We start from the raw sequence: 11,253 nt of genomic DNA on the forward strand, positions 1-11,253 counted from the left end.
TCCAGCCATCAGACCAGCCCCGACGATGCTCAGGTGGCCAAATCCTGCTACCGTGCGGGTCGCGAACTACGGGATGATTTAGGAGACCTGAACATGGGGCAACAGCCTCGCGAGCAATGGGGAACGCGAGCGGGATTCCTCATGGCCGCGATCGGATCGGCCATCGGACTGGGCAACATCTGGCGATTCCCCTACGTCGCCTATGAGAACGGGGGCGGAGCCTTCCTCCTGCCCTACCTGATCGCGATGCTCACCGCGGGTATCCCGCTCCTCATCCTCGAATACGGCATCGGCCACCGCTACCGCTCCTCGGCACCCCTGTCCTACCGGCGCATCTGGCGCCCCGCCGAAGCCCTGGGCTGGTGGCAGGTGGCCATCTGCTTCGTCGTGGCCATCTACTACGCCGTCATCATCGCCTGGTCGATCCGCTACACCTGGTTCTCCATCACCCAGGCCTGGGGCAACGACCCCGACGGGTTCTTCTTCAACGACTTCCTCCAGATGAACCCCGAACCCGGACCGGTCTCGGGCTACGTCTCCGGGGTCGCCTGGCCCCTCATCGGCGTGTGGCTGGTCGCCCTGACCATCCTCATCATCGGAGTGCGCCGCGGCATCGAGATCATCAACAAGATCACCATCCCCCTGCTCGTGATCCTGTTCGGCATCATGGTCATCCAGGCCCTGACCCTGGACGGCGCCGTCACCGGACTGAACGCGTTCTTCACACCCGACTGGTCGGCCATGCTCACCGGAAAGGTGTGGATCGCCGCCTACGGACACGTGTTCTTCTCACTGTCCATCGGCTTCGCCATCATGGTCACCTACGCCTCCTACCTCAAGCGCAAGTCCGACCTGACCGGCTCGGCCATGGTCGCCGGGTTCGCCAACGCCTCCTTCGAACTCCTGGCCGGCATCGGCGTCTTCGCCGCCCTGGGATTCATGGCGAGCGCCGCCGGCACCGCCGTCGACGAAGTCGCCACCTCCGGCATCGGACTGGCCTTCGTCGCCTTCCCACAGATCATCTCCAGCCTGCCCTTCGGCGGCCCCCTGTTCGGCGTACTGTTCTTCGCCTGCCTGTCCATCGCCGGCATCACCTCACTGATCAGCATCGTCCAGGTCATCGTCTCCGCCGTCCAAGACCGCACCGGACTGGGCCGCACCCAGACCGTGGCCCTGGTCGGCGGCGCCACCGCCCTGGCCTCGATCCTGCTCTTTCCCACCCACGAGGGACTCCACTTCCTCGACGTCTTCGACCGCTTCATCAACCAGTACGGCATCGCACTGGCAGGCCTGGTCCTGGTCGTCTTCATCTCCTGGGGGGTGCGTCGACTCAAGCTCTTCCAGGCCCACGTCAACGCCGTCTCCTCCATCCACCTGGGCACCTGGTGGCGCATCACCCTGGGCGTGATCACCCCCGTCCTGCTCGGCATCATGATGTGGGACAGCCTGCGCATCGAACTCACCGAGAACTACGAGGGCTACCCGACCGGGTTCTTGCTGATCGCCGGATGGGGCGTGGCCATCGGCGCCATCGTCTTCGGCATCATCGTCGCCTGCTTCCCCTGGAAGAAGGCCGACGCCATCGCCCGCGACGACGCCGCCCGCACCCGGGCCGAGGACGGTCGGACCCCGGTGCAGTTGGAGGAGCCCGAGCAGGTCGGCGCCGAACCGGCCACCGACCACACCCGTGACAAGGAAGGGGACCGCTGATGTCCACCAGCGCCATCATCATGATGGTCATCTCCATCGCCGTGCTCTGGGGCGGCCTCATCACGGCGGTACTGCACCTGCGGCGCCACCCCGACGAACCCGAAACCGAGTAACGGACCGAAACCGGTGGGGCCGCCCGATCTGATCGGGCGGCCCCACCGCCTTTCCCCCACCTCCACCCGGCCACGCCGAACAAGGTCACCGCACACACCCGTCGACGTGGGATGATCCCGCGATGACCACGTACATGAGCCCCCGCCAACAGGCCGAACGCACCGACCACGCCGTCCACACCGCAACCGGGGCCGCCCGCGAACTCGGACTCACCGTGACCGACCCGCGGGTACTCCACGACGTGTTCTCCGTCGTCGTTCACCTGGCCCCCGCACCGGTCGTGGCCCGCGTCCCCACCGTCCTGCCCCACACCACGACCCTGCACGACCTGGCCCTGCGCCAACAGGACGAACTGAACGTGACACGGTGGCTGGCCGACCAAGGCCTGCCCGTCCTGGAACCCAGCCCTCTCCTCCCGGCCCGACCCCTCCAACGCCAGGGCCTGTCCATGACGTTCTGGACCTTCGTCGAGCAGGCCGACGACGTCGAACCCGACTACGTGGCCAACGCCGAGAGCACCGCCGACCTGCACGCCGCCCTACGTTCCTATCCCGCGGCGCTGTCGTACCTGTCCACGGCCGAACCCGCCTTCGTCACCGACGCCCTGACACGGCTCGGCGAACACCCCGACCTCATCACCCCCGACGACCTGGACCGGGCCCACCGCGAATGGGACCTCCTGCACCCCCTGGTGCGTTCCCAGGCCGCCTTCCAGGAGCGCTTCGGCGACATCGACCTGCAGCCCATCCACGGCGACTCCCCACCCGCCAACATCTTCCACTCGACCCGAGGAGACCTGTACGCCGACTTCGAAATGCTCACGCTCGGCCCCGTGGAATGGGACCTGGCGGCCCTGGGCCCCGAATGCGAGGCCGCCTACGACCGGGGCGCGCGCCGCAACGGCCTGCGCACCCTGAACCCCGACGTGTCCAGGTTCGTCAACGCCATCGGCATGCTGCGCGCCATCGCCCACCTCACGCTCGTGCCCGAGCTGCCCACACTCAACGAGGCCCTACAACCGGCCGTGGAACACTGGCGCACCCTGCCCTTCGCCGGCGGCCACACACCCTGAACGCCCCGCCCCACCCCTCCAGGCGAAGGGCCCCTGGCCCGGACCCCGTATCCAGGCCAAGGGCACCCGTCACCCGCCCGCGAACTCGCGCACGATCCGCGCACAGAACGCCGGCAGATCATCGGGGTTACGGCTGGTGGTGACACCGTGATCGGTGACCACCTCCTCCTCCACCACCGTGCCTCCGGCGTTACGGATGTCGGTGCGGATACTGGGATAGGAGGTCACGGTGCGACCACGCACCACATCGGCCTCCACCAGGATCCAGGGCCCGTGACAGATCGCCGCCACCGGCTTGCCACGAGCCACGAAGTCACGCACGAACGACACCGCGTCACTGTCGAGACGCAGGTTGTCGGGGTTGACCGTCCCACCGGGCACCACCAGGGCGTCGTAGTCGTCCACCCCCACACCGGCCACCTCACGGTCCACATCGAACCGGTCGGCCGGCTCGATGTCGCCGTTCATCGCCTGGATCGACCCCGCCTTCAGCGACACCAACTCCACACGGGCCCCCGCCTCGGTCAAAGCCCGACGAGGCTCCACCAACTCCACCTGCTCGACCCCATCGGCGGCCAAGATCGCCACCGTCCGGCCGCTGAGCTCTCCAGCCATGACCTCCCCCTTACTGAACCTCGCGTTCGCTCGGGCCCGAAGCAGGGCCCGACGCCACGTCGTCCGCCCTACCCGCCCACCCCTCCTTCCTCACACCCATCAGCCCCCTCCACACCGAGAACCGGACCACACCCGCACACATCCCACCCCTGTCCAACCCAAGGAGGTCACCCGTGCCCGCCACCCGCGATCTGTACCTGGCCCGCCACGGCCAAGCCGACCCCACCACCGCCAACCTCACCGACACCGGCCGCCACCAGGCCGACCTGTTGGGGCGCAGATTGAGCCGCTCAGAACCCCACACCCTCCGGCACGGCCCCTCTCCACGCACCACACAGACCGCCCACCAAGCCCTCACCCACCTGACAGGACTCACCGCCACCCCGGCACCCGAGGCCGACGACCACATTCCCCACCTGCCCACCCGCGACGAACTCCCGCCCCGGCACGCCGAGCAGATCCTGGCCTTCACCTCCCACCTGCCACCCCGGGACCACGCACCCCACCTGGCCGCCCGCGTCCTGGAACGCCTCACCGGCCCGGTTCCAGGGCAAGTCCCACGCCGCGAAGTACTCATCACCCACGCCTACGTCATCTCCCACCTGCTCGCCCACGCCATGGACGCGCCACCATGGCGGTGGATCTCCACACCGGTGGCCAACGCCGCCCTGACCCTCATCCGCTACCGCCCCCACGCCCCGGCCGCCGTCATCGTGCTCAACGACACCGCCCACCTACCCGAACCGCTGCGCTGGAGTGACCAATCCACCTGGCGGCCCTGAACCCCGCCCCGACAAAGGCATCGGGCGCGGCCCCCGCCGACCGCGCCCGCCCCCCTCACCCGCCGCTCAAGGCCGGGCGCCCTCCCACACCCCGGCGGGAACGTGCTCCAACAGGTCGATCAGACGGTCGGCCATGGCCACCGCGGCCTCCGCCTCCAACCGGCCCTCGCCCCAGGCCAGAAGGTGCTCACCGGTGAAACGGAACCCCGCCCGCTCCCCCGGCGTCTCCAGCAACCAGGCGCGCACCCGCTCATCCAGCAACGCCCGCGCGAACACCTCGTCCGCACAACGCACCTCGAAGGTCTCATCGAAGCCGCACTCACCCACCCGCACCCGATCCACACCCCGCAGAACCGGCCCCGCCTCGGCGCACACCTGCAGCACCGGGGTGGGCGGGGTGGGCACGACCACCACCGGGAAACGATGCGTGCTGGGAGCCGAACGCCCATCCCGACCACAGGTGGTGTAGACGTACTCATAGGCCAACACCCGATGCCCCCGATACTCGGCCGAGAGCACGTGCACCGCCCTGGCGTTGGAAGGAGCCCGCCGAAAGGGCGCACCGGCGAACCGGTCGGCCAACTCGGGCCGCTCACGGTCATAACCCCACCCACGCTCACCGACCCACACCCGCAACGTCCCGGCCCGCTCACGCTCGCCCGCCGCACTCATCACCGAGATCGCGATGATGAGTGCGACCGCGATGGCCAACAGGGCCAAAACGCCACCGGACATGGGGCACATCCTCTCAGTGGGGCTCTCCTACCGGTGAGACGCGCCCCACACCCTCCCCGGTTCCCTTCCGATTCACGCACCCCACCACCCCGACCCGAACAACACCACCGGCCCGCCCCGGCCGCCCTATCCTGGCCCCACCACCCACACCCCTTCGGGAAGGAACCGCGTGGACGAGCCGGCCCGCCTGCGCCCCATCGACCTGGCCCGCGCCGCGGGCATCTCCACCCAACAGGTCCGCAACCACGCCGACGAAGGCCTGCTACCACCCACCCCACGCACCGCCTCCGGCTACCGCGTCTTCACCCCCCACCACCGCCGCGCCCTGCTCACCTACCGGGCCCTGTACGCCGCCTTCGGCAGCCACACCTCCCGCGCGATCATGCACGCCGTGCTCGCACAGGACACCGACCGCGCCCTGGAGCTGATCGACGCCGCCCACGCCGACCTGCACCGACACCGACAAGCCCTGGACCAGGCAGGTCAGGCCCTGTCCGCCATCGCCCACCACACCGAGAACGCCCCCATCCCGCCCTCCGGTGACCTGCGCATCGGCGAGGTCGCCGCCCACCTGGGGGTGCGCACCTCGGCCCTGCGCGTGTGGGAGCAGGCCGGCCTGCTCACCCCCCAACGCGACCACACCACCGGGTACCGCACCTACACCCCCGCCGACGTGCGCCTGGCCCGCATCGTCCACCTGCTCCGCCAGGTCGGCTACCCGCTACCCGACATCGGCCCCGTTCTGGAGCGGCTGAGCCACAGCGGCGACACCACCGCCCTGAACCAGGCCCTGGACCAGCGCTCCCACAACCTGCTGGGCCGCTCCCGGGCCATGCTCACCGCCGCCGCCCACCTGGACGACTACCTCACCCACACCTGACCCCGAACGAAAAAAAGGGGGCCGCCCTCATCGAGAACGCCCCCGCACAACACCGCAGGGTTCAGGCGAACACCTTGCCCGGGTTCAGGACACCGTGCGGATCCAACGCCGCCTTGACCGCCCGATGCATCTCCACCACCTGCGGCCCCAACTCCTCGGCGGCCCCACGCATCTTGAGCAACCCCACCCCGTGCTCACCGGTGACCGTGCCACCCATCGCCAAGGCCTCGTCCACGATCACCTCGAAGGCCTGCTTGGCCCGCTCCTTGGCCGCCTCGTCCCCGGCCGGAACGATGAACAAGGGGTGCAGGTTGCCGTCGCCGGCATGGGCGATGTTGCCGATGTGGGTGTCGAAACGCTCCGCCGCCCGCTCGATGGCCGCCAACATCTGCGGCACCCGCGCCTTGGGCACGCACACGTCCTCGGTCAACAACGGCCCCAACCGCTCCAGCGCCGGGTAGGCCAACCGGCGCGCCGAGAACAACGCCTCGGCCTCCTCGGCGTCGGTGGAACGCACCGTGTACACCGCACGCTCCTTTTCGAAACACTCCAGGATGCGGTCGGCCTCGACCTGACCCGACTCACCGGGCAGGTCACTGCGGGCCAACAACAACACCTCACCCTCGGCCGAGAGCCCCATGTTCTTCCACTCGTCCACCGCCCGCAGACAGAACCGGTCGATCAGCTCCATCGCCGAAGGCACGATGCCGGCCGCCGAAACCGCCGCCACCGCACGACCCGCGTCCACCAACGAGTCGAAGTAGCCCACCACCGTGTGCTCAACCCCGGTGCGCAACGGAACCAGACGCAACGTCACCTCGGTGACCAGACCCAGCGTGCCCTCCGAACCCACCATGAGCCCGGCCAGGTCATAGCCGGTCACACCCTTGGCTGTGGTGCGCCCCAACCGCACCACCTCACCGGTCCCGGTCACCACCTCCATGCCCAGCACGTAGTCACGGGTCACCCCGTACTTGACACAGCACAACCCGCCCGCGTTGGTGGCCACGTTCCCACCGATGGTCGACCACGGAGCCGAAGCCGGGTCCGGCGGATACCACAACCCGTCGGCGGCCACCCGCTCCCGCAGGTCGTCGTTGACCACCCCCGGCTGCACCGTGACGCTCTGCTGGACCGCGTCGACCTCCAACACCCGATTCATACGCTCGAAGGAGACCACCACCCACCCCTGGCCGGCGTTGGCCGCACCCGAAAGCCCCGTACCGGCGCCGCGCGCCACCACCGGAACCCCGTGCTCCACACAAGAGCGCACCACCCGCGCCACGTCCGCCGTCTCACGGGGGCGCACCACCGCCACCGGGCCACCGTAGGGCGCCCACTCGGCCTCATCGTGCGCGTACCCGGCCATCACCTCCGGATCGGTGACCACCGACCCCTGACCCAAGGCGGCCGTCAACTCCTGCACGAGAGCGGACATGGACACACTCCTCACCACGCTGTGACGGCACCGTCTGCGCCGACGATGTCCAGCACTCTAACCGGACATCTCACACCACCGGTCACCACCTGCACCCATCCGCCCACCAGAGCCGCCCCTGCCTTGGACCACCACCTCGGGAAGGCCCCCACACCCCACACCTTCGACACCCCCTGAAAACCCACGAAAACCACCCAATGCGGTGTTAACGTGAACCCCTCACCGGCCTCGGAGGTGGAGCATGCGCACGATCCTGGTCACCGGAGCCACAGGCGCCCTGGGCACCCACGTCACCGACCTGCTACGCCAAAGCGACGACCACGTACGCACCCTCAGCCGCCACCCCGACCCCACCGACCCCCACGCCCACGCCGTCGACCTACGCCAAGGCACCGGACTCGACCAAGCCCTGGACGGCGTCCACACCCTGCTGCACCTGGCCTCCACCCCCACCGGAGGCGACCTACAGGCCGCCACCCACCTCATCGGCGCGGCCCGCACCGCACGCGTGCACCACCTGATCTACATCTCCATCGTCGGCGTCGACCGCATCCCCCTGGGCTACTACAAGACCAAACACACCGTCGAACAAGCCCTCCAAGCCAGTGACCTGGGCGTGACCATCCTGCGCACCACCCAGTTCCACACACTCATCGACGGTCTGTGCGCACGCATGGCACGCCTGCCCGCCATGGCCTACCCCGACGTGGACGTCCAACCGGTCGACCCCACCGAAGTGGCCCTACGCCTGGCCCGCCTCACACAAGAAGAACCCGCCGGACGCGTCGACGACATGGGCGGACCCCACATCGAACCCTTCGCCGACCTGGCCGGCGCCTACCTGCGCGCCCACCGGCTGAACAAACCCCGCCTGCCACTGCGCGCCCCCGGCCGCATCTTCGCCGCCTTCCGCGCCGGAAACCACCTGACCCCCCAACACGCCGTGGGCCGCACCACCTTCACCCGATACCTGCACGACACCACCCACCCCTGAGCCCCCCCACAAGAATGGGGCGAGTGGCCCCCGCGCACCCGCCCCACCCCGACCATCAACGACTCAACCGGCGATAACGCACCACCGACAACGGCACGAACACCGCCAACAACACCAACGGCCACACCAGCGCCATCAACACCGCGTTCTGAGCCACCCACCCCTGACCGGCCACCGCCGTGTTCCCGAACAACTCCCGACACGCCAACACCGTCGCCGACAACGGATTCCACTCCGCCACCGGAGCAACCCACACCGGCACCATCTCCGCGGGCACGAACGTCTCCGCCACCATCGCCAACGGGAACACCAACGAAAAGAACTTCATCGCCGACTCAGGGCTGCGCACCATCAACCCCAACCAGATCCCGACCCAGGTGAAGGCCGCCCGCAACAGCAACAACAACCCCAACGCCGCCAACGCCGCACCCACACCCAGGTGCCAACGCCACCCGATCAACAACCCCATCCCCACCAGGACCGCCAGATCCACCAACGCCGCCACCACATCGGCCATCGACCGGCCCACCAACAACGCCGAAGGCGCCATCGGCAACGTCCGGAACCGGTCCACCACCCCACGCCCCACATCGGAGACCACCGCGATCGTGGTGTTGCCGATCCCGAACGCCATCGTCAACGCGAACAACCCCGGCATGAGGAAATCCCGGTACTCGTCACCGCCCACCCCCATGGCCGCGCCCAGCGCCTCACCGAAAACGAACCCGAACAGCAACACCGCCAACACCGGGATCATCAACGTGCCCACGAGCTCATCGGGTTTGCGCACCAAATGCGCCAGATAACGGCGCGCCACCACCACGGAGTCGGCCACCGCCCACCCCAGACGACGCGACCACACCCCCACCCCACGAACCGGTCCCGGAGCCCGCTCGACCTCACTCACCACGAACCCCCCTCACCCACATCGCCCGAACCATCGCCCTCCTGATCGGTCAAGGCCAAGAACACCTCGTCCAACGTCGGCTTACGCAACGCGATGTCCTCCACGTCCAACCCCGCCTCGTCCAAGGCCCGCACCACCTTGGTCAACGCCGCACCCCGCCCCGCGAGCGGCGCCCGCACGCACAACGCGTCCACATCCACCGACGGCGGCGCACCGGCCATACGCTCCAACACCTGGGCCACCACCCCCAACTCCTCGGCGCGACCCACCACCACCTCCACCCGGCCCCCGCCCACACGCTCCTTCAACTCCCCCGGCGTGCCCTGGGCGATCACCCTTCCGGTGTCCATCACCGAGATCCGATCCGCCAACCGGTCGGCCTCCTCCAGGTACTGGGTCGTCAACAACACCGTCGTACCGCCCGCCACCAACTCACGCACCATCGACCACACCTGGCCGCGACTACGTGGGTCCAACCCCGTGGTCGGCTCGTCCAGGAACAGCACCCGAGGATCCAACACCAGCCCCGCCGCCAGATCCAACCGACGACGCATCCCACCCGAGAAGGTGCGCACCGGCCGATCGGCCGCACCCACCAGATCGAACCGCTCCAACAACTCCTGGGCACGCGAGCGCGAACGCCGCCGCCCCAAGTGGTACAAACGCCCGAACATCTCCAGGTTGCGGCGCGCGCTCAACACCTCGTCCACCGCCGCGTACTGGCCCACGAACCCGATCCGCTCACGCACCACCCCGGGCCGGGCCGCCACATCGGCCCCCGCCACCCACGCGCGTCCGGCGTCAAAGGACAACAAGGTCGCCAACACCCGCACCATGGTGGTCTTACCGGCCCCGTTGGGCCCCAACAACCCGTGCACGGTCCCCGACCCCACCTGCAGATCCACCCCGTCCAGGGCCACCTCGCCGCCCCGGTAGCCCTTGCGCAGACCCCGCGCCACGATCGCCGTATCCGTGTCCATCAGACCACCACCGAACCGGACACCTCGGCGGCCGGCACCGACTCGGGGCGCCCACCCACCAGACTCACCCGCTCATACCGGCCCACCGCGATCCGCGCGATGTTGCGCACCGACTCACTCCCGGACCGGTAATAGGAGCAGTGCCCCGAAATGTCGCCCGTGGCGAACACCCGCGCCCCAAAACCCGACCGCAACGGCGAAGGCCCATGCCCCACCCCGCCCACATACCCCCGCGGAAAGAACCGGATCCAATCCCTGGGCCCCAAAGCCGCCCACAGATTCCCCGAGAACCCCAGAGCGGCCCGATCACGCACCCCCAACCCCGGACTGCCCAACACCACGCACTCATCCACCCGAGCCCGAGACAACGCCAACCCGCACACCACCGCACCGTAACTGTGCCCCACCAACGTCACCCGCGCCGAAGACGGCAAGAACCGGGTCAACCGCACCAGATCACGCGCACCCCGCTCGGCCGGAGCCCGCATCACCGCCTCACCGAACCCCCGCGGGGTCCGATACCCCACCCACACCACCACCGCCACCCGCTCGGTGGGAGCCTGAAGACGCATCTCCTCCAACAGGATCGCCGCGTTCGCCCGCGGCCGCGTCGACCTCGCCTGATCGAAGTAGTTACCCAGGTCGTTGTCGTTACCCGGCACCACCACCGCCACATGATCGGCCTCGGCCGCATCCCCCAACTCCTCCACGATGCGCCCCGGCCCACTCTCATCGAAGGCCAGCACCCGCACACCACGTCGCACACCACGCCCATAACGCAAAGGGCCCGAAACGACACCGCAGGAAGGGGGGTTCACCGCGATCATGACTCTCCTCGACGAGACCGAAAACCACCGGGTCCTCCCCGGCCCTTAAAACGCTAGATTCGACCGCCGCGAACCACCATGACGTCACCACCCACTTCCACCTCCACCCCCGCCCACCACCCACAGTGGTGCCAGCACCACCCCACCGACCACCACCGGCCAAAACACCGTGCCCCGCCACCCGGGCCTCTGCCAGGAT

Annotated in this window: 12 protein-coding genes; 6 read left to right on the plus strand and 6 right to left on the minus strand. The window is 68.9% G+C overall.

Annotated elements, in window-relative coordinates:
• Positions 1-93 precede the first annotated feature (93 nt).
• The 3 genes from K8V84_RS18445 to K8V84_RS18455 all read left to right on the plus strand — a co-directional run bounded on the left by K8V84_RS18445 (position 94) and on the right by K8V84_RS18455 (position 2,896).
• Complete coding sequence (locus tag K8V84_RS18445) at positions 94-1,710, plus strand: sodium-dependent transporter (protein ID WP_304076543.1); 1,617 nt, start codon at positions 94-96, stop codon at positions 1,708-1,710.
• Entirely contained in the window at positions 1,710-1,823 is a 114-nt protein-coding gene (locus tag K8V84_RS18450; RefSeq protein WP_304076545.1) for a methionine/alanine import family NSS transporter small subunit, read from the plus strand. The genes K8V84_RS18445 and K8V84_RS18450 overlap by 1 nt, the downstream gene beginning before the upstream one ends.
• Before the next feature lie 122 nt (positions 1,824-1,945).
• Positions 1,946-2,896 carry a phosphotransferase gene (locus K8V84_RS18455; protein WP_304076547.1) on the plus strand — a complete coding sequence of 317 codons (951 nt, stop codon included), beginning with the start codon at positions 1,946-1,948 and terminating at the stop codon, positions 2,894-2,896.
• Between the two features lie 69 nt (positions 2,897-2,965).
• On the opposite strand, the gene K8V84_RS18460 is transcribed toward K8V84_RS18455, so the two are convergent.
• Positions 2,966-3,511, minus strand: coding sequence for a type 1 glutamine amidotransferase domain-containing protein (locus K8V84_RS18460; RefSeq protein WP_304076549.1), 546 nt, complete (start codon positions 3,509-3,511; stop codon positions 2,966-2,968).
• Positions 3,512-3,684: 173 nt separating this feature from the next.
• Between K8V84_RS18460 and K8V84_RS18465 the strand changes: the two genes are divergently transcribed.
• Entirely contained in the window at positions 3,685-4,293 is a 609-nt protein-coding gene (locus K8V84_RS18465; RefSeq protein ID WP_304076552.1) for a histidine phosphatase family protein, read from the plus strand.
• A gap of 66 nt (positions 4,294-4,359) precedes the next feature.
• Here the strand turns inward: K8V84_RS18465 and K8V84_RS18470 are convergent, their stop codons facing one another.
• On the minus strand, positions 4,360-5,028 hold the full coding sequence (locus K8V84_RS18470) for a hypothetical protein (protein ID WP_304076554.1): 669 nt from the start codon (positions 5,026-5,028) through the stop codon (positions 4,360-4,362).
• Positions 5,029-5,197: 169 nt separating this feature from the next.
• Between K8V84_RS18470 and K8V84_RS18475 the strand changes: the two genes are divergently transcribed.
• Positions 5,198-5,908: a MerR family transcriptional regulator gene (locus tag K8V84_RS18475; RefSeq protein ID WP_304076556.1), complete on the plus strand. Its 711-nt coding sequence runs from the start codon at positions 5,198-5,200 to the stop codon at positions 5,906-5,908.
• Between the two features lie 61 nt (positions 5,909-5,969).
• On the opposite strand, the gene K8V84_RS18480 is transcribed toward K8V84_RS18475, so the two are convergent.
• Positions 5,970-7,346: an FAD-binding oxidoreductase gene (locus tag K8V84_RS18480; protein WP_304076559.1), complete on the minus strand. Its 1,377-nt coding sequence runs from the start codon at positions 7,344-7,346 to the stop codon at positions 5,970-5,972.
• A 241-nt stretch (positions 7,347-7,587) separates the two neighbouring features.
• Between K8V84_RS18480 and K8V84_RS18485 the strand changes: the two genes are divergently transcribed.
• Complete coding sequence (locus K8V84_RS18485; protein ID WP_304076561.1) at positions 7,588-8,340, plus strand: SDR family oxidoreductase; 753 nt, start codon at positions 7,588-7,590, stop codon at positions 8,338-8,340.
• Positions 8,341-8,395: 55 nt separating this feature from the next.
• Here the strand turns inward: K8V84_RS18485 and K8V84_RS18490 are convergent, their stop codons facing one another.
• The 3 genes from K8V84_RS18490 to K8V84_RS18500 are packed head-to-tail and all read right to left on the minus strand — an operon-like array spanning position 8,396 to position 11,054.
• Positions 8,396-9,208, minus strand: coding sequence for an ABC transporter permease (locus K8V84_RS18490; RefSeq protein ID WP_304076567.1), 813 nt, complete (start codon positions 9,206-9,208; stop codon positions 8,396-8,398).
• 35 nt (positions 9,209-9,243) lie between these two features.
• Entirely contained in the window at positions 9,244-10,227 is a 984-nt protein-coding gene (locus tag K8V84_RS18495; protein WP_304076563.1) for an ATP-binding cassette domain-containing protein, read from the minus strand.
• Positions 10,227-11,054: an alpha/beta hydrolase gene (locus K8V84_RS18500; protein ID WP_304076565.1), complete on the minus strand. Its 828-nt coding sequence runs from the start codon at positions 11,052-11,054 to the stop codon at positions 10,227-10,229. Before K8V84_RS18500 ends, K8V84_RS18495 begins: the two co-directional genes overlap by 1 nt.
• Between the last annotated feature and the right edge of the window lie 199 nt (positions 11,055-11,253).

The sequence above is a fragment of the Nocardiopsis listeri genome (genome assembly GCF_020741345.1).
GTDB lineage: Bacteria > Actinomycetota > Actinomycetes > Streptosporangiales > Streptosporangiaceae > Nocardiopsis > Nocardiopsis listeri_A.

Coding starts and splice junctions, on each gene's coding strand:
- K8V84_RS18480 (WP_304076559.1), bottom strand. CDS start 7,346: ATGTCCGCTCTCGTGCAGGAGTTGACGGCCGCCTTGGGTCAGGGGTCG.
- K8V84_RS18485 (WP_304076561.1), top strand. CDS start 7,588: ATGCGCACGATCCTGGTCACCGGAGCCACAGGCGCCCTGGGCACCCAC.
- K8V84_RS18470 (WP_304076554.1), bottom strand. CDS start 5,028: ATGTCCGGTGGCGTTTTGGCCCTGTTGGCCATCGCGGTCGCACTCATC.
- K8V84_RS18450 (WP_304076545.1), top strand. CDS start 1,710: ATGTCCACCAGCGCCATCATCATGATGGTCATCTCCATCGCCGTGCTC.
- K8V84_RS18460 (WP_304076549.1), bottom strand. CDS start 3,511: ATGGCTGGAGAGCTCAGCGGCCGGACGGTGGCGATCTTGGCCGCCGAT.
- K8V84_RS18455 (WP_304076547.1), top strand. CDS start 1,946: ATGACCACGTACATGAGCCCCCGCCAACAGGCCGAACGCACCGACCAC.
- K8V84_RS18445 (WP_304076543.1), top strand. CDS start 94: ATGGGGCAACAGCCTCGCGAGCAATGGGGAACGCGAGCGGGATTCCTC.
- K8V84_RS18495 (WP_304076563.1), bottom strand. CDS start 10,227: ATGGACACGGATACGGCGATCGTGGCGCGGGGTCTGCGCAAGGGCTAC.
- K8V84_RS18500 (WP_304076565.1), bottom strand. CDS start 11,054: ATGATCGCGGTGAACCCCCCTTCCTGCGGTGTCGTTTCGGGCCCTTTG.